General features: G+C 76.0%; 15 protein-coding genes. 2 read left to right on the top strand and 13 right to left on the bottom strand.

The window, feature by feature from the left end:
• Nucleotides 1-58 precede the first annotated feature (58 nt).
• Nucleotides 59-907: a LysR family transcriptional regulator gene (locus CLV92_RS04235; protein ID WP_104431537.1), complete on the bottom strand. Its 849-nt coding sequence runs from the start codon at nt 905-907 to the stop codon at nt 59-61.
• Between the two features lie 105 nt (nt 908-1,012).
• Between CLV92_RS04235 and CLV92_RS04240 the strand changes: the two genes are divergently transcribed.
• Entirely contained in the window at nt 1,013-1,738 is a 726-nt protein-coding gene (locus CLV92_RS04240) for an SDR family NAD(P)-dependent oxidoreductase (protein WP_104431538.1), read from the top strand.
• A 62-nt stretch (nt 1,739-1,800) separates the two neighbouring features.
• Here CLV92_RS04240 and CLV92_RS04245 read toward each other — a convergent pair whose 3' ends face one another.
• The 8 genes from CLV92_RS04245 to CLV92_RS04280 all read right to left on the bottom strand — a co-directional run bounded on the left by CLV92_RS04245 (nt 1,801) and on the right by CLV92_RS04280 (nt 12,635).
• A complete protein-coding gene (locus CLV92_RS04245; protein ID WP_104431539.1) occupies nt 1,801-4,341 on the bottom strand; it encodes an ATP-dependent Clp protease ATP-binding subunit in 2,541 nt (846 codons plus the stop codon).
• A gap of 141 nt (nt 4,342-4,482) precedes the next feature.
• Nucleotides 4,483-5,682 (bottom strand): hypothetical protein, encoded by a 1,200-nt coding sequence (locus CLV92_RS04250; RefSeq protein WP_104431540.1) that lies wholly within the window; start codon nt 5,680-5,682, stop codon nt 4,483-4,485.
• A gap of 395 nt (nt 5,683-6,077) precedes the next feature.
• Nucleotides 6,078-6,683 carry a hypothetical protein gene (locus CLV92_RS04255; RefSeq protein WP_146099414.1) on the bottom strand — a complete coding sequence of 202 codons (606 nt, stop codon included), beginning with the start codon at nt 6,681-6,683 and terminating at the stop codon, nt 6,078-6,080.
• 106 nt (nt 6,684-6,789) lie between these two features.
• On the bottom strand, nt 6,790-8,208 hold the full coding sequence (locus tag CLV92_RS04260) for a dihydrolipoamide acetyltransferase family protein (RefSeq protein ID WP_104431542.1): 1,419 nt from the start codon (nt 8,206-8,208) through the stop codon (nt 6,790-6,792).
• 46 nt (nt 8,209-8,254) lie between these two features.
• Nucleotides 8,255-9,238 carry an alpha-ketoacid dehydrogenase subunit beta gene (locus tag CLV92_RS04265; RefSeq protein ID WP_104431543.1) on the bottom strand — a complete coding sequence of 328 codons (984 nt, stop codon included), beginning with the start codon at nt 9,236-9,238 and terminating at the stop codon, nt 8,255-8,257.
• The gene (pdhA, locus tag CLV92_RS04270) at nt 9,238-10,368 is read right to left on the bottom strand and encodes a pyruvate dehydrogenase (acetyl-transferring) E1 component subunit alpha (RefSeq protein ID WP_104431675.1); all 1,131 of its coding nucleotides are present in this window, start codon (nt 10,366-10,368) and stop codon (nt 9,238-9,240) included. The genes CLV92_RS04265 and pdhA overlap by 1 nt, the downstream gene beginning before the upstream one ends.
• Before the next feature lie 197 nt (nt 10,369-10,565).
• Nucleotides 10,566-11,753 (bottom strand): histidinol-phosphate transaminase, encoded by a 1,188-nt coding sequence (locus CLV92_RS04275; RefSeq protein ID WP_104431544.1) that lies wholly within the window; start codon nt 11,751-11,753, stop codon nt 10,566-10,568.
• Between the two features lie 90 nt (nt 11,754-11,843).
• Nucleotides 11,844-12,635 (bottom strand): ferritin family protein, encoded by a 792-nt coding sequence (locus CLV92_RS04280; RefSeq protein WP_104431545.1) that lies wholly within the window; start codon nt 12,633-12,635, stop codon nt 11,844-11,846.
• 190 nt (nt 12,636-12,825) lie between these two features.
• Between CLV92_RS04280 and CLV92_RS04285 the strand changes: the two genes are divergently transcribed.
• Entirely contained in the window at nt 12,826-14,031 is a 1,206-nt protein-coding gene (locus CLV92_RS04285) for a PP2C family protein-serine/threonine phosphatase (RefSeq protein ID WP_146099415.1), read from the top strand.
• A gap of 6 nt (nt 14,032-14,037) precedes the next feature.
• Here CLV92_RS04285 and CLV92_RS04290 read toward each other — a convergent pair whose 3' ends face one another.
• From CLV92_RS04290 to CLV92_RS04305, 4 genes are all read right to left on the bottom strand, one after another.
• A complete protein-coding gene (locus tag CLV92_RS04290; RefSeq protein ID WP_104431547.1) occupies nt 14,038-15,051 on the bottom strand; it encodes an ATP-binding protein in 1,014 nt (337 codons plus the stop codon).
• 87 nt (nt 15,052-15,138) lie between these two features.
• The gene (locus tag CLV92_RS04295; RefSeq protein ID WP_104431548.1) at nt 15,139-16,770 is read right to left on the bottom strand and encodes an alpha/beta hydrolase family protein; all 1,632 of its coding nucleotides are present in this window, start codon (nt 16,768-16,770) and stop codon (nt 15,139-15,141) included.
• Nucleotides 16,767-17,471, bottom strand: coding sequence for a hypothetical protein (locus CLV92_RS04300; RefSeq protein ID WP_104431549.1), 705 nt, complete (start codon nt 17,469-17,471; stop codon nt 16,767-16,769). The genes CLV92_RS04295 and CLV92_RS04300 overlap by 4 nt, the downstream gene beginning before the upstream one ends.
• A complete protein-coding gene (locus tag CLV92_RS04305) occupies nt 17,468-17,845 on the bottom strand; it encodes a hypothetical protein (RefSeq protein ID WP_104431550.1) in 378 nt (125 codons plus the stop codon). Before CLV92_RS04305 ends, CLV92_RS04300 begins: the two co-directional genes overlap by 4 nt.
• Between the last annotated feature and the right edge of the window lie 156 nt (nt 17,846-18,001).

Genomic DNA, 18,001 nt, shown 5'->3' on the forward strand with positions numbered 1-18,001 from the left:
GTGCGACGCACCGCGCCGGGGCGCGCGACCGGCACCGGAGCCGGGGCGTCCGTCGCGGTCAGAGGCGCGTCGCGGTCCGGACCAGGCCCGCGACCGCTGCAGAGCGGCTGTGCGGCGGCCACGCGATCACCGTCGTGACCGCCGGCGCGTCGAGGACGGGAACGGCCGCCAGGTCACCGTGCAGCTGTGAGCGGCAGGAGTCCGGCAGGACGGCCGAGGTGCGGCCGAGCGCGATGAGCTGGAACAGCTGGGCCTGGTCGTGGACCTCGGGGCCGGGGCCGTCCGGGTACCTGCCGTCCGGCCCGGGCCAGCGCGGCCCCGGCAGACCGGGCAGTTCGGTCGCCTCGGCCAGCCGCACGTGCGGCCTGCTGGTGAGGGGATGCCCGGCCGGCAGGACGAGGACCTGCCCCTCCGTGCGCAGATCCTCGGTGTCGAGCCCGGCCATGACGTCGTAGGGCCGGTGCAGCAGGGCCACGTCGGCCCGCCCGTCGCGGAGCAGTCGTCCCTGTTCGCCGATCCCGCACAGCAGCACGTCCACGGTGGCAGCGCCGGGTTCGGCTGCGTGGGCGTCGAGCAGTTCCGCCAGCAGTTCGCTGGACGCGCCGGCCTTGGTGACGAGGACCACACGGGCGTGGCCGGTCGCGGCGAGGGCGACGCGGCGGGTGCGCCGCTCGGCGGCCTCGATCGCTTCCAGCGCCGCCCGGCCCTCGCGCAGGAGGACCGCGCCGGCCTCGGTCAGGGCGACCGAGCGGCTGGTGCGTTGCAGCAGCGTCGCCCCCAGGCGCCGCTCGAGCCGGCCGATCGCCCTGGACAGCGGGGGCTGAGCCATCCCGAGGCGCCGGGCGGCCCTGCCGAAGTGGAGCTCCTCGGCGACGGCGATGAAGTACCGCAGCTCGCGTGTCTCCATGACACGACGGTAGTCCGCTCCACCCGGCACCGATGCCCCTCGGGTATCGACGGCCACCCGATCGGTGTTGGCCGCCGCACCGGTCCACGGCACAGGATCGAGCGCATGGACGAGCGGAGGACCGCGCTGGTGACCGGCGCGAACAAGGGAATCGGCTACCAGATCGCGGCCGGCCTCGGGGCCCTGGGCTGGAGGATCGGCGTCGGAGCGCGGGACGGGCAGCGCCGCGAGAGCGCGGTGGAGGCTCTGCGCGCGGCCGGCGTCGACGCCTTCGGCGTTCCGCTCGACGTGACCGACGACGGAAGCGCGGCCGCCGCTGCCGATCTGGTCGAGGAGCGCGCGGGGAGCCTCGACGCGCTCGTCAACAACGCAGGGATCACCGGCGGTGGGCCTCAGCTGCCCACCACGGTCGACCTGGCGAGGGTGCGGACGGTGGTGGAGACCAACGTGCTCGGCGTCATCCGGGTCACCAACGCGATGCTGCCCCTGCTGCGCCGCTCGGCGTCGGCACGGATCGTGAACATGTCCAGCAGCGCCGGATCCCTCACCCGGCAGAGCTCCCCCGGCGCCGGTACGGGCCCGGTCGCCGTTGCCTACCCACCGTCGAAGACGTTCCTCAACGCGGTCTGCATCCAGTACGCCAAGGAGCTGCAGGGCACGGGAATCCTGGTCAACGCGGCCTGCCCCGGCTTCGTCGCCACCGACCTCAACGGCTTCCGCGGCGTCCGCACCCCCGAGCAGGGCGCGGCGATCGCGATCCGGCTCGCGACCCTGCCCGACGGCGGACCGACGGGCGGGTTCTTCGACGACGCGGGGGCGGTGCCCTGGTGAACCCGCGGGTCCCCGCCCTCCGCACCGGGCGGGGTCAGGCGGGCGGGGTCAGGCGGGCGGGGTCAGGTCCGCACCGTGCCCGTGTCCCTCGTCGCGGTGGTGAGGGCGTCGTCGCGGACGTCGACGACGAGGGTCTGCCCGGGACCGAGCTCCTCCGCCAGGAGCATCCGCGACAGCCGGTTGTCCAGTTCGCGCTGGATGGTGCGCCGCAGCGGCCGGGCACCGAACGCCGGCTGGAAACCCCGCTCCGCCAGCCAGTCGACGGCCGCGTCGTCGACCTCCAGGGTGACGCCGAGAGCGCGCAGCCGACGGCGGGTGCGTTCCAGCATCATCGAGGTGATCTGCCGCAGCTGGACCCGCTCCAGCCCCCGGAAGACGATGATCTCGTCGATGCGGTTGAGGAACTCCGGCCTGAACCGTTGCGCCAGCTGCTGCATGAGCGTGCCGTGCAGTTCCTCGGGGTCCTCGCCGGCGGCGGTCGCGGCGAGGATGCGGTCGGCGCCGACGTTGCTCGTCATGATGACCACGGTGTTGGAGAAGTCCACGGTGCGGCCGCGCGAGTCGGTCAGGCGTCCCGCGTCGAGCAGCTGCAGCAGCGTGTTCGACACATCGGGGTGCGCCTTCTCGATCTCGTCGAGGAGGAGCACCGTGTACGGGGTCCGCCGGACCGCCTCCGTGAGCTGCCCGGCCTCCTCGTAGCCGATGTAGCCGGGGGGCGCGCCGATGAGGCGGGAGACGGTGTGCCGCTCCTGGAACTCGCCCATGTCGAAGCGGACCATCCGGTCGTCCTGGCCGAACAGCGCCACCGCCAGCGCACGGGCCAGTTCCGTCTTTCCGACCCCGGTGGGCCCCAGGAACAGGAACGACCCGACGGGGCGCTCGGGATCGGCCAGCCCCGCCCGGCCCCGCCGGATGGCCTCGGCGACGGCGGCGACGGCGTGCTCCTGTCCGACGACCCGGCCGTGCAGCTCGTCCTCCAGCCGCAGCAGCCGCGCCCGCTCCTCCTGGGTGAGCTGCGCGAGGGGGATCCCGGTGATGCGGGAGACGACCTGCGCCACGTCCTCCGCCGTCACCTCCACCACCGCCTTCGGCTCGCGGGCCTGCTCCTCGTCGGGCACGTCGGCTTCGGGGTCCTGCGCCTGCAACCGCACCCGGGCGGCGGCCTGGTCGACGAGGTCGATCGCCTTGTCGGGGAGGAACCTGCCGGTGACGTAGCGGTCGGAGAGCTCCGCCGCGGCGACGAGGGCCTCCTCCCCGATGCGGACCTGGTGGTGGGTCTCGTAGCGCCCGGCCAGCCCGCGCAGGATCGCGACCGTGTCCTCCACCGACGGCTCCGGCACGAGGATGGGCTGGAACCTGCGCTCCAGGGCGGCGTCCCTCTCGATGCGGCGGTACTCGTCGACCGTGGTGGCGCCGACGACCTGCAGCTCACCGCGGGCCAGCGCCGGCTTGAGCATCGTGCCGGCGTCGAGGGAACCCTCGGCGGAGCCGGCCCCGACGAGCGTGTGCATCTCGTCGAGGAACAGGATGACGTCGTGCTCGGCGGCGCCGACCTCCTCGAGGACCCCCCTCAGGCGCTCCTCGAAGTCACCGCGGTAGCGGGTCCCCGAGACCATGGCGGCGAGGTCGAGGACGACGACGCGCCTGTCCCGCAGGGAGCGGGGGACGTCTCCGGCGGCGATGCGCTGGGCGATGCCCTCCACGATGGCGGTCTTGCCCACGCCGGGGTCCCCGATGAGGACCGGGTTGTTCTTCGTCCGCCGGGACAGCACCTCCAGGGTCTGCTGCACCTGCGCGTCGCGCCCCACCACGGGGTCGAGGCGCCCCTCGCGGGCCAGGACGGTCAGGTCCCGCCCGTAGGTGTCGAGCACCGGCGTGGCGGAGGTGGGCCTGCCCTGGCTGCGCGCCCACCCGGAGCCCAGGCGCCGGCCGAGCTCCTCCAGCGCCGCGCGGCCCTGCGCCCTGGCCCGCGCCTGCTGCCCCGTGCCCGACGGCGGCTCGGCGTCCTCCGGGGTCGCGGTGCCCTCTGCGGCCCCGGGGGCCTCGGTCGCTTCCGGAGCCTCCGCGGGTGCCGCCGCTCGCTTGCGCTGCGACGCCGAGCTCACCACGGCCACCGCCCGCCCGGCGGCGGTCTCGGGGTGCGCCGCCAGGGCGAGCAGCAGGTGCTCCGGCTGGATCTGCCCGGAGCCCTCACCGCTGGAGCGCTCGTACGCGTCGAGCAGGACCTGCTTGGCCGCCGGCGTCATCCTCGGCGGGTCCGCGGGCTGCCCGCCGTGCTCCGCGAGGGAGCGCATCTGCTCCGCCACGGCGTCCACGTCGACGCCCGCGCCCGTCAGCATGTCCCGGCTCGGGGACAGCCGGGTGGCCGCCCAGAGCAGGTGCACGACGTCGAGGTCGGCGCTGCCCCACTGCACCGCCTGCTGGTCCGCCAGCGACACCAGCTCCCACGCCCGCGGCGAGAGCAGCTCGGAGAAGTCGAGCCGCTGCACCACCGGCCGGTCCCGCTCGGGGGGCCCAGACCGGGGGGCGACCCCGAAGACGCGGCCGATCACGTCGTCCAGGGAACGGGCCCCGAACCTCCGCAGGAACGGGTCACCGCTCATGGTCGTCCTCCTCCGCCGTGCTCACCGGGCGCCGGGCGTCCGGTCGACGGCACCGGCCACCCGCCACCGAGCGGTACCCCGGCAGCGGGAGCCCATGCGCCCGCGCCCGCCCACCGCGCGGGTGGGCGGGCGCAGTGGGGCTCAGCCCGTGACGGCGTAGAGCCGGTTGCCGCTGAAGACGAGCGCGGTGGACCTCCCGGAGCGCTGGTAGACGAGCGCCGCGACCCCGAAGGTGTCGATGCTGGACGGCACCGCGTTCGGGGCCTCGCTCACGACCCACTCCGCCGACCCGTTGCGGGAGGCCATGAGCGCGCCGCCGGGGGGCTCGTCGCCCGCGCCGAACGCGGTGAAGACGGCGGTGGAGACGCTGTGCAGGTGCGCGTCCCAGGTGCCCAGGTAGGAGTCGCCCAGGGGGGTGCTCGTCGACCACGCCCCGCCGCCGGAGGAGGCGACGATCGCGCGCTCCCCGCTGGTCTCGGGGGTCCAGTCCACGGCGGTCCAGCTCGCGAAGGTCCGCCGGTCGGTGACCGCGACGTCGAGGGACGGGTGCTGGGCGCTGATCCGGACGCCTGCGGCGACCCGCGTGGCGGGGTTCCAGGACGTCCCGGCACCCACCGACAGCAGGAGGTCCTGCCCGCCGGTGACGGAGCGCTGCCACAGCAGGCGCGGCTGGCCGTCGGGGCCGAGGGCCAGCGCGGGGTGGGTGTCGCTGGAGGCGGCGGTGGTGGGGGTGCTCACGGACAGCGGTGCCGCCGTGGCGCTGCGGCCGCCGAGCGTGCCGGCCTGCCGCAGCTCGTAGCGGCCGGGCGTGCCGGTGTACTGCGACCACACGGCCAGCCACCGGCCACCGGTGGTCACGATGCTGCCGCGCCCGTCCAGGGGGGCCCCGGCGGTGACGGTGGCCAGCACCGCGAGGCGGGTGAGGGTTCCGTCACCGGCCCGCCGGGCGACCACGAGGCGGGGGGTGGCGGTGTCGCGGGCGACGTAGAGGAGGTAGGCGCCGGTCTCGTCGGCCGCCACGTCGACCACGTCGCCGACGAGCGTCGTGGAGCGCCTCGTCCAGGCGGTTCCCGCACCCTCGAAGTAGGTGATCCGGTCACCGCACTGGCTGCTGTAGCGGAACTTCGCGAACCCCTGGGCGGAGCCGTCGGCGCGCCTGGCCGCGGCCACGGTGTCGCCGTCGAGGTAGCCGTCGGTGCAGATGCCGCCGAGGACGACGACGGGGGCGGTCTGCGCGGCGGCCGGAGAGGCTGCCGCCGCGAGCCCGGACAGGCCCAGGGCGAGGGCGGCGAGGCCGCCGCCGAGCCGGTGGGTGGTGGGAGTGGTGAGGGATCGGTTCACGGGAGGCGCTCCACGCTTCGTGCGGGCCGGTGAGCGCGTGACCCCGTTGTCGACGCCGCGGGGCGGAGGTCCGCCCCACGGGTCCGCAGCACCGCGGACCGGACGTGATCCTACGAGCGGTTCCGGGTTCCACGGGACCGCCGCGGCGCGGCGGAGACCCCGTGCCGGGAGCGTGACGGAGAGCCGGAATCGCCTGCGCCCCAACCGCAAGAACTTGCCAGCACTGACCGGACCCGGCACCGACTCGCCGCCGGGACGACGGCCGCGACAGGGTCGGGGAGTTCCGGCGTGGAGGAGTTCCGAGGCGGAGGAGTTCCGCGCTCCGGATCCGGCCGCACCGCGACGGTCACCCGCCGGCCGGGAGTCCTCGCCGGCCGGCGGGCGAGCGCGCAGTGCTACTCGCCGAACGGCGTGGGCACCGCGCCCTGCCAGCGGTCCCTGCCCTTGACGCGGTACTCCGCCGACGGCACGGTGCGGAGGCTGGAGTTCATCGTCAGCGCGACCCTCTGCACCCGCAGCTCGTACATCATGGGCTGCGTGCCGGCGGGGCAGTTGCGCGGCTGGGCGTCCTCCAGGAACGCGTAGGCCTCCGCCGGCACCGTGTCGGCGTCGGTGGGGAGCGTGAAGGTCATCCCCCGGCGCGGCCCCAGCCGGACGTTCTCGGAGACCGTGGTGTCCAGATGCCCGAGCCGCACGCCCTCGGCCGACTCGCAGCCGTAGACGCGGCTCACCCGCGCGCTGCCGGTGACGTACCCCTGGCGCTCCTCCCAGGAGTCCTGGGAGGACACGCGCCCGGAGAGGCCGGAGAAGGTGGCGTGGACCCCGACGTAGCCGCAGTCGATCATGATGTGGTCGCAGTAGGTGGCGTCCGCGTGCGGCGCACCGGCGACGACCTCCACCTCCTGCAGGCGGAGCGGTGCCGCGGCCGAGGACGCCTGGGCAGGCACCATCCCCACCGCCAGGAGCAGTGCCGCCGTGCCGCCGATCATCGCTGTGCGCATGTCATCCCCCGTTCAGCTGCCCCCCTGTAGAGCAATAATTACGCTACGTAGCCAAAAGCCCGCTGACAAGGGCGTTGGGCCGTTCGGGGGATGGAAACGGTGACTCTCAGTTCCAGGTCAGCGCGCGCGCCGGGTCCTCCAGCACCGCGGCGATGTCGGCGAGGAACCGGCTGCCCAGCTCCCCGTCGACCATGCGGTGGTCGAACGACAACCCGAGGGTCGTCAGCCAGCGCGGCTTGACCTTGCCCTTGTGCACCGCCGGCTGCTGCGCGATGCGCCCCAGCGCGAGGATCGCCGCCTCGCCGGGGTTGAGGATCGGGGTTCCGGTGTCGATGCCGAACACCCCGACGTTGGTGATGGTGATGGTGCCGTCCGCGGTGTCGGCGGGACTCGTGCGGCCCTCGCGAGCGGTGCGGGTCAGCTCACCCAGCGCCTCGGCGAGCTCCCGCATCCCCATCGCGTCGGCGTCCTTGACGTTCGGCACGAGCAGTCCGCGGGGGGTCGCGGCGGCGATGCCGAGGTTCACGTAGTCCTTCACGACGATGACCTGCGCCTCGTCGTCCCAGGTGGCGTTCACCTCGGGATTGCGCCGCACGGCCACCAGGAGCGCCTTCGCCACGATGAGCAGCGGGGAGATCCGCACCCCGGCGAAGTTCGGGTCCTCCTTCAGCCGCCGCACCAGCTTCATCGTGCGGGTCACGTCGACCGTGGCGAAGACGGTGACGTGGGGCGCGGAGAACGCGCTCTCGACCATGGCCCGGGCGGTGGCGCGGCGCACCCCGCGGATGGGCACGTGGCGCTCGCGCTCGCGGCGGGCGCGCTCCGTCGCGGGAGCGGCGGCCGCGGCCGGCGCGGTCCCGTTGCCGTTGCCGTTGCCGTTGCCGTTCGCGAGCGTGAGCACGTCCTCGCGGGTCACCGTCCCCCCCGGCCCCGTGGCGCGCACCTGCGCGAGGTCGACGCCGAGGTCGCGCGCGAGCTTGCGCACGGGGGGCTTCGCGAGCACGCGCTCGGGCACGACCCCGGTCCCGGCAGCCTCCCCGGCGGGTTCCGGCGCGGGCTCGGCCTGCGCCGGACCGGCCTGCGCAGGAGCGGACGGATCGGGTTGCACCGCAACAGGTTCGGCCGGGACGGCGGTGCGCTGGTGGGGCGGTCGCACCACGCGGCGACGGCGCGCGGCCGGGGTGCGGGTGCCGTAGCCGACGAGCACCGCGCCGGAACCGGCCTCGTCGGTCCCGCCCTCGCCGGAACCGCCGGAACCGGCCTGCTGCGCGGCCCCGGAGGGGTCCACGTCGACGCTCACGATGGGCGTGCCGACGTCGACGGTCGCTCCCTCGGGGACGTGCAGCTCCGCCACCACACCGGCGAACGGGCTCGGCAGTTCCACGAGGGACTTCGCCGTCTCGATCTCCACGAGGACGTCGTTGACCGCGACGACGTCACCGGCCTTGACCTTCCAGGAGACGATCTCCGCCTCGGTGAGCCCCTCCCCCGCGTCGGGGAGGGTGAACTGCTTCAGCGTGGGCACGGTGTTCCTGTCTGGATCGGTGTCGCTGTCGGGAAGGGGGCTGCGCTCAGGCGGCCAGGGAACGGTCCACGGCGTCGAGCACCCGGTCGACGCCGGGGAGGTAGTGCTCCTCCACCCGCGCCGCCGGGTAGGGCAGGTGGAAACCCCCCACCCGCAGCACGGGGGCCTCCAGGGAGTAGAAGCAGCGCTCGGTGATGCGGGCCGCCAGCTCGCCGCCGACCCCGCCGAACGTCGGCGCCTCGTGGACGACGACGAGCCTGCCGGTGCGCCGCACCGACTCCGCGACCGTGCCCACGTCCAAGGGCGAGATGGTGCGCAGGTCCACCACCTCCAGCTGCGTGCCGTCCTCGGCGGCGGCCTCCGCGGCCTCCAGCGCCAGCCGGACCGTCGGCCCGTACGCGGCGACGGTGACGTGCTCACCGCGGCGCACCACGCGGGCGCGGTGCAGCGGCGCCACGTCCGCGAGGGTGGCGTCCGTCTCGACCTGCCCCTTGTCCCAGTAGCGGCGCTCGGGCTCGAAGAACACCACCGGATCCGGGGAGGCGATCGCCTGCTGGATCATCCAGTAGGCGTCGGCGGAGGTGGCGGGCGTGACGACGCGCAGGCCGGAGACGTGCGCGAACAGCGCCTCGGGGCTCTCGCTGTGGTGCTCCACGGAACCGATGCCGCCGCCGAAGGGGATGCGCAGCACCACGGGCAGCTCCAGGCGCCCCTGCGAGCGGGCGCGCAGCTTCGCGAGCTGGGTGACGATCTGGTTGAACGCCGGGTACACGAACCCGTTGAACTGGATCTCGCAGACGGGGCGGTAACCGCGCAGCGCCAGCCCGATCGCGGTGCCGACGATGCCGGCCTCCGCGAGCGGGGTGTCGAGGACGCGGGCCTCGCCGAAGTCCTTCTGCAGGCCCTCGGTGACGCGGAAGACCCCACCGAGGCGGCCGATGTCCTCACCCATGAGCAGGACCTTCGGGTCGCGCTCCATGGCGGTGCGCAACCCGGCGTTGATCGCCTTGGCGAGCGGCAGGTTCGGCATCAGCGGGTCCTCCCGGCGACGGTGGCGGGCTGCTGGTGCGGGTCCCCGCCGGACGGGGCCGCGTCGAACGAGGCGAGGTAGGCGGCGAACTCCTCCCGCTCCTCCTCGACCTGCTCGTGGGGCTCGGCGTAGGCGTGGTCGAACATCGCCAGCGGCGCCGGCTCGGGCAGTTCCCGCACGCCCGCGCGCAGGTGCTCCGCGAGCTGCTCGGCCTCGGCCTCCAGCGCGGTGGTGAAGTCCTCGTCGAGCAGGCCCTCGGACTCCAGGTACCGGCGGAACCGGTCGATCGGGTCCTTGGCCCGCCACACGTCGACCTCCGCCGCCGAGCGGTAGCGCGTCGGGTCGTCGGAGGTCGTGTGCGCACCCATCCGGTAGGTGTACGCCTCGACGAAGGTGGGTCCCCCGCCGGAGCGGGCGCGGTCCAGGGCGGCGCGGGTGACGGCCAGGCAGGCCAGGACGTCGTTGCCGTCGACGAGCACGCCCGGCACCCCCACCCCGTCCGCGCGCCGGTGCAGGGGGACGCGCGCCTGCACGGAGACCGGCTCGGAGATCGCCCACTGGTTGTTCTGGCAGAAGATCACGACGGGGGCGTTGAAGACGGCGGCCCACTGCAGGGCCTCGCTGGCCTCCCCCTGCGAGGTCGCGCCGTCGCCGAGGTAGCCGATGACGGCCGTGTCCCGGCCGGGGTCGCCGGTGCCGACCGCACCGTCGCGCTGCACGCCCATCGCGCAGCCGACCGCGGGCAGCAGCTGCGCGGCGATCACGAGGGTGTACGGGTGCAGGCGGTGGGCGACGGGGTCCCAGCCGCCGTGGCTCGTCCCGCGGAAGATCTCCAGGATGCCGAGGGGGTCCACCCCGCGGCACCAGGCGACGCCGTGCTCGCGGTAGGTGGGGAAGGCGTGGTCCTGGGGGCGCAGCGCGCGGCCGGAGCCGACCTGCGCGGCCTCCTGCCCGAGCAGGCCCGCCCACAGGCCCAGCTCACCCTGCCGCTGGAGGGCGTTGGCCTCGGTGTCGACGCGGCGGACCAGCACGAGGTCGCGGTAGAGGCCGAGCAGCTCCTCCGGTTCCAGCGCCACGTCGTAGTCGGGGTGCTCGACGCGCTCACCGGCGGGGGTGAGGAGCTGGACCATCCCCTCGGGGTCGCCACCGGGCACGGGGCCCCCTCGGGGCGGTGCGGTCGGGCTGTCGCTCACCAGGTTCCTCCACTGCGCCACGGCACCGCCATGTCGGGTGCGCCGGACCTACGGTTGCGTACCTTACGCAACCGTAGGTCCGGTCGGCACCGCCCGCCACCGCGTGTCCGGCGCGCCGCGCCGGGCGCGCGGCCTCAGGCCGACCCGGCGCGCAGCTCCCCCGCGACCTCCAGCAGCCGGTCGTTCGCCTCCGGCTCGGCCACCGTCACCCGCACGCCGTCGTCGCCGTAGGGGCGCACCACGAGGCCGCGCTCGCCGAGGCGCGCCGCCACCCGCGACGAGTCCGCCCCCGCCGGCAGCCACACGAAGTTGCCGTCCGCGTCCGGCACCGCCCAGCCCTGCGCCCGCAGCCCCGCGAGCACCCGCGCCCGCTCGGCGACCAGCGCCTCCACCCGCTCGTCCAGCTCCCGCGCCGCCTCCGGCTGCAGGGAGGACACCACCGCGGCCTGCGCCACCCCCGAGACCCCGAACGGCGTGGCGGCCTTGCGCAGGGCCGCGGCCACCTGCGGGTGCGCCACCGCGTAGCCGACGCGCAGGCCAGCGAGCCCGTACGCCTTGGAGAACGTGCGCAGCACCACCACGTTGGCCCGGCCCTCGCGCACGGCGAGGCCGTCGGGGACCTCCGGATCGCGCACGAACTCCCGGTACGCCTCGTCGAGGACGACGAGCACGTCGCGCGGCACCTCGTCGAGGAAGCGCTCCAGCTCCTCCCGGCGCAGCGCGGGCCCGGTGGGGTTGTTCGGGGAGCACAGCATCACCAGGCGCGTGCGGTCCGTGATCGCCGCCGCCATCGCGGGCAGGTCGTGGCGGGCCTCGGCGGTCAGCGGCACCGGCACGGCGCGGGCACCGGCGAGGCCCACGGTGATCGGGTACGCCTCGAAGGAGCGCCAGGGCAGCACCACCTCGTCGCCGGGGTCGCAGGTGATCTGCACGAGCTGGGCGAGCAGACCCACGCTGCCGGTGCCGGTGGCCAGGCACTCCCGCGGCACCCCGAAGCGCTCCGCGATGGCCGTGGTCATCGCGGTGGCGGCGAAGTCGGGGTAGCGGTTGAGGTCCGCGGCGGCCCGGGCGACGGCCTCCAGCACGCTCGGCAGGGGCGGGTACGGGTTCTCGTTGGAGGACGCCTTGTAGGGGGTGAGACCGGGCGCGGGCGCGGCCGGCTTGCCCGCCACGTACGCCGGGACGCCCTCCAGCGTCGAGCGCAGCCGGGGCAGGACCCCCGGGGTCGACGCAGCGGTGGACGCCGAGTCCGACGCGGAGCCGGACACGGGGTCGGACACGGGGTCGGACACGGGGGCACCGGGAGGGGTCGCAGCACTCATGCCCGCACCCTAGGGGCCCTCCCGACCGAGCGGTCGGGTCCGGTGGCCCGCAGTGGATCCGCGCCGCCGGGGCTCAACGCCCCCGGTGGCTCACTGCACGCCGTAGCGGCGCAGCTCCCGCTCCACGAGGTGCGTGTCCTCCAGGCCCGGCAGGCCGTGCACCTTCGCGTCGATCTTCCGGGCAGCCGCCAGACCCTCCTCACCGCTGAACAGGTACGTCAGCAGGTGCACGACCTCCTCTCGCGGCATGACGCTCGAACCCACCAGCCCCCAGGAGGTCTTCACCGCCAGGCGGGTGAGCACCCGCGCCTTGCGGCTGGCCGCCAGCCGCTCGCGGGCCTGGGAGTTGTAGAAGGCGATGTGGCGGGTCTCCTGCTTCGCGATCCGCTTGAGGATCGTGTCCAGCACCGGGTGCTGCTCGCGCTGCGAGAACCGCGCGTACGCCGCGTGCGTGCACCACTCGTTGATCGCCCCCCACGTCATGTGGGTCGCGATGAAGTCCGCCCCCAGCATGTTCGCCAGCAGCGCCTGCTGGGTCGGGGCCAGCCGGTCCTTCCAGCCGAGCCGCTTGCGCATCGCCGAGGTGCGCTCCGCGCTCGTGTCCAGCCCGTGGGCGTCCAGGACGTCGTCGAGGACCTCCCCGTGCCAGTACTCCTCGTAGTTCCAGTTGGTGAGGAAGGTCGTGATCTCCGGGTCCTCGTGCGAGGGCGTCACCAGGAGGTCGCGGAGGTAGCACACGGTGTGCGTCTCGACGTCGCTCATGTAGCGCAGGCAGCGCAGGGCACCCTCCGACAGGGGCGAGGACCGGAACGTGTCGAAGTCCAGGTCGTCCCACCGCACCGGCTCGACGGTGCGCGCGTACTGCTCGATCGCGAAGGCCATGTCCCGTCTTCGTCGCGGGGCGGCCCGCGGATGCCCGGGCGCCGGCGGCTCACCCGGTCGGAGCATGGCGCTGCCGCACCCCGGAGCGCCTCGGTAGAGTCGCTGCAGGGCCGTGCTGGTGCACCGCCTCGCGGACGCCGGCCCCCGGGACGCCGATCCGGAGGACCGCACCGGAGGGAGCGCAGCGGCGGTGAGCACCCCAGAGCCCTCCCACGGCCTGTCCACGGCGGCGGAGGCGAGGCTGCTGCGGGCGGCGGTGGAGTCCGGCCTGGAGGCGATGGTCGTCGTCTCCCCCGACGGGCGGATGGTCTCCTTCAACCACCAGTTCGTGCTGCTGTGGCCGATCCCCTCCGACGTGGTGGCCTCCGGCTCCGACGACGCCGCGCTGCGGTCCGTCCTCGACAAGGTCGTCGACCCCGACGGCTTCCTGGAGCGGGTGCGCGCCTGCTACGCCGACCCCACCCACCCCGCCCGCGACGAGCTGCTGCTGCGCGACGGGCGCGTCTTCGACCGCTACGGCACCCCCCTGCGCGACCCGGGCGGGGAGTACCTCGGCTGGGCCTGGTACTTCCGCGACGTCACCGCCGAGCGCCGCGCCGCCCAGGAGGCGCTGGAGGCCGGGGAGCGCTTCGCCGCACTCGCCCGCACCCTGCAGGAGAGCCTGCTCCCGCCGCACCTGCCCGACGTGCCGGGCCTGGAGGTGGCCGCCCGCTACCTGCCTGCGGGGCAGGGCGTCGACGTCGTGGGCGACTTCTACGACGTCTTCCAGACCGGCGAGTCCACCTGGGCCGTCGTCATCGGCGACGTGTGCGGCAAGGGCGTCGAGGCCGCGAAGGTCACCGCGCTGGCCCGCTACACGATCCGCGCGGCGGCCATCGGCGACCAGGCCCCCACCCGGGTGCTCCAGCTCCTCAACGACGCGATGCTGCGCCAGCACCCCGACTCGGAGCGCTTCGTCACCGTGACCTTCCTGTCCCTGGCCCAGCGCCAGGGCGTGGTCCGCGGGGTCCTCTGCGCGGCCGGGCACCCGCCGGCCCTGCTGCGCCGCGCCGACGGCCGCATCGAGAGGGTCGGGACGAACGGGATGATCCTCGGCAGCTTCGAGGACCCCACCCTCGACGACACCCCCTTCGACCTGCTGCCCGGCGACACGCTCGTCCTCTACACCGACGGGGTGCTGGAGGCACGCGCCGCCGACAACCCCGAGCTGTACGGGGAGGAGCGCCTCACCGCCCTCGTCGCCGGCCTCGGCGGGCGCAGCGCGGCGGCCGTCGCCCAGGCCGTGGAGGGCGACGTCGTGGCCTTCAGCGGCGCCTGCGCCAGCGACGACACCGCCGTGCTCGTGGTGCGGGTCCCCGAGGACGTCCACGCGGCCGCGACCTGGCCCCGCGGCTGAGGCGAGCTACGCCAGCCCCTCGATCTCCGCTGCCCAGTCCTCGGCGGCGAAGGCGTCCCCGGCCATCGTCTCCTGCGGCTCGAACCACACGACCTTGCCCGGCGTCCCGTCCGGCAGCGGCGTGATGCCCCAGGCGGCGGACACCGATTCCAGCAGCCGCAGGCCCCGGCCCGTGGTTGCGGAGACGCCGAAGTGGCGCGGCTGCACGGGGGCGGGCGAGGAGTCGCGGACCTCGATGCGCACCGTGCCCGTGGGCATCCTGCGCACCGTGACGGCGAACGCCGTGCGGGCGTGCAGCATCGCGTTCGTCACCAGCTCCGAGACGCCGAGCTCGGCGGACTCCTCCAGCGGTGCGGCGTCGAGCTCGTGCAGGACCCGGCGCACGTAGCGGCGGGCGGCGGCGACCGTGTTGGCCATCGGGTCCAGCACCAGCGGGCTGGCCACCACGTCACCCACCGGCTGGGCCCCGCCGACGGCCGGAGCCGGCTCCACGGCGCTCCCCGCGTCCTCCGGCCCGGCGTCCCCGTCGGAGTCCTCGTCGGCGTCCGCGCGCAGGACGGGGCCGTGCCAGGGACGGGGTTCACCGCCGGCGAGCTGGCGCAGGAACTCCCCGAAGAACCAGCGGCGGTAGGCCACCACCTCCTCCGGGGCCGGGAGGGTGAGCAGGTGCCGCTCCGAGCGGCAGAAGTCGTCCGCCTCCTCCAGCACGTCCAGCAGCCGGCGCACGTAGCCGCCGGCGCGGGCGGGCACCGTGTAGGTGACGTCGCAGAAGTCGTCCCCGGCGGCGTGGGCGGCGTCGAGCAGGGCGGCGGGGCCGGCGCTGAAGCGGGCGTAGGTGGTGTCCAGCTCCTCGGCCACCATCAGCAGCCGCCGCGGCAGGGACGTCGGCCCCTGCTCCGCGCCGATCTGGACGAGCGCCAGCTCGCGCAGCAGCCCCTCGAGGTGGCGCAGGAAGAGCGCCCGACCCTGCAGGGGCAGCCCCAGGAGGCGCACCTGCTCGAGAGGGACGTCGTCGCTCACCCTCCGAGCTTCGCACAACCTCCCGCAGCGTCAGGGACGGGGGCTGCCCCCGGGTCGCCCGGGAACGCGTCAGCCCGTGCTCCCCGCTCACCGCCGCACCCCCCGGAAGTCGTGCACCTCTACCTGCGCGCCGGGGCGGTCCCAGAAGGCGGCGGCCGACTCGTGCCAGCGCCGCAGGGCGGGGTCGTCGGCGGCGTCGACGACCTCGGCGGTGTCCACGTAGGCCAGCGACTCGTGGGAGGCCAGGCCGTCGCGCGCCACCCGCTCCGACCAGCGCGGGTCCTCGGCGAGGTCGCGGCGGACGGTCGTCCACGAGGCGGTGTCCGGGTTGGGCGCGCCGTCCAGCACGGTCACCAGGTCCTCGGTGTGCTCCAGCGACAGCACCCGCACACCGGCCGGCACCTCGGCGAGCGCCACCGGCGACCCGGCCGTCACCACGTGGGTGATCGCGAACTCCGCCCGCACCTTCGGGTCGGCGGCCAGCTCGACGGCGGTCAGCCCGCCCTGGCTGTGCCCGGCGAGCAGGACCGGCTCCCCGGGGCGGGCCCCCGCCGTGCGCAGCGCCTCCACCACGATCCGCATCGGGGCCGTGCGGTGCCCCGCGACCGACTGCACGTTCGCCGTCAGGTCCATGGCGGGGCGCCCGCTGCCCGTGACGGGGCTCCACTCCTGCGTCCCGGGCACCAGCACCACCCAGGACGTGCGGCCGGCGGCGGTGATGCGCTCGACCCGCACCTGGCCCTGCTCCGGGGGCGTCCCGCCCGAGGGCGAGCGCCCGGGGTAGCCGCGGGAGGCGGAGGTCGGGGTGCGGCCGGCGGCCTGCCGCACCACGCCGTCCACCAGCTCCGCCACCCCGCGCGGGGGCCGCTGCGGGGCGCTGGGGCCGCTCGTGGCGCGCTCCACCCGGACGGGGGTCTCGCGGAGCAGGGGGATCAGCGCCCCCGCCCCGGCGAGCACGCGGGCGGCGTCCCGGGCGTCGACGAGGGACGGGCGGGCACCGGTGGCGGCCGCGACGGCCGGGGCGAGGCCGGGCACCGCGGAGAGGAGCCCCTCCAGTGCCGCCGGCAGGAGCAGCACCGCCGCGTCGACCGCTCCGGGGTGCGCGGCCAGCCAGTCCCCGACCGGGTCGGCGGCGGCCCGCACGTCGTCGCCGACCCGCCGGGCCACCTCGTCGGGGAGCTCGAGGGTGGCGACGGCGATGCCGGCCGCCTCCTCCGCGGCCACGCTGCCGTCGCGGACGGCGGCGACGCCGAGGAGGAGCACCTCCCCCGCGGCCTCCCCCGCCCGCCACGCGGCGTCGGCGAGCAGGACGGCGGCGAGGGGGGCCAGGGCGGGCAGCAGCAGCCGGCCCGCCAGGTGCCCGGCGGCCCGCCGGCCCGCGAGCACCGCCAGCTCCACCGCCCGGTAGGCGGCCGCGCAGCCGTGCAGGGCGGCCGCCGTCGCCGTGAGCCGCGCCGCCGCGGCCGGGGCCCCCGACGGACCGGCCACGGCGAGCAGCGCCGCCTGCGCCCGGGCCCACGTCCCCGGGGACACCGCCGCCGAGGCCAGCAGCGCAGGGCTCGCGCCGCGGGCGGCCAGCTCCAGGCCGGCGCCCGCCAGCCGCTCCGCCGCCGCGGCGAGGACCGCGGCCGCTGCGGCCAGCGCGTCCGGGTCGACCGTCGTGGCGGGTGCGCCCCCGCCGCTGACGACGAGAGCACCGTTCCCCGACCCGCCGCTCACGGGGTTCCCGCCCCTGCGCCGGTCCCGTCCCGGTGCGCGCGCGGCGCGGCCAGCGCGCTCGCCAGCCAGCCCGCCCAGCCGCGTGCGAGCTCCCGTGCGGTGACGGCCCGCCACGAGGCGGCCCCACCGTCCGGGGCGGGGACGGCCCTGGCCCATCCGGCGCCGTCGCGGAGCAGGAGGTCGTGCACGGGCGCGACCCCGGCGGGGCCCCACCCGCGGACGTCCCACACGACGTCCCCGGCCTCCGCGCCGGCGGGGAGGTCCGCTGCGGCCAGGACGCGCAGCAGCTCGGGGAGGAGGGCGCCGGCGGTCGCGGCGGACAGCTCCACCCCCGGGCGCCCGGCCCCGCCCGGGCGGCGGCGCAGGACGGCGGCGCGCCCGGCGGCGACCGCGAGGAGCGCCGCCCCCGGACGGGCGACGGGTCCGGGCGCCGCCACGGCGGACGTGGCGAGGAGGAGCACCTCCGGGTCGAGGAGGACGGCGAGGGTGGTGGCGACGGCGGGGAGGAGCGGGGTGCCGCCGGAGGCGGGCTCGGCGAGCGGCACGTCCACGGCCTGCAGCAGGGGCCGGACGGCGGGTGCCGCGGCCGCCAGCGCGTCCACCTCCCCCGCGGTCAGGAGCAGGCGCCGGGCCCGGGCGTCGCGCAGCGCTGGACCGGGCTCGGAGGCGGGGCTCGGGCCCGAGCCGGAGGCGGGGCTCACCGCAGCACCCGCAGCGCCGTCCCCGCAGCGCCAGCGGCCACGCCGGCGGCGGCTCCCTGCACGGCCGCCCCGGCGCCCGCGAGCGCGCCGTCGACGGCCACGGCGTGCGCGCGCACGAGCGCGGCCGCCGCGTCGCAGCGCACGGCCAGCGCAGCGGCCTCGCGGACGTGCTCGTCGAGCCGCTCCCGGAAGAGCAGGGCGGCCGTGGACCGCCACGGCACCTCACCGAGCGCCACCAGTCGCAGCCGGAGCTCGCGCAGCTCCCCCGCGCGGCGGTCCAGGGCCCCCGCCACGTCGCGGGCGGCCTCCCCGGTCGCCGTGCGGGCGGCCGCGGTGGCGGCGGCGACGGTCACGGCCGGGTTCCCGACGTCCACGGGCGTCCTCCCTCCTCCCGGCCGGCGGCTCCGGCGGGGAGCGCGACGCTAGGGACCCCGAGGCGCTCGGCCGGGCGCCCGCCCACCCGGTGTGGACGGCCGCGGCCCCCGGCGCCGCTGTGGACGCGACGCGGACGGGCTTCGGGGACGGGCGGT

The organism is Kineococcus xinjiangensis, from assembly GCF_002934625.1.
Classification (GTDB): Bacteria; Actinomycetota; Actinomycetes; order Actinomycetales; family Kineococcaceae; genus Kineococcus_A; species Kineococcus_A xinjiangensis.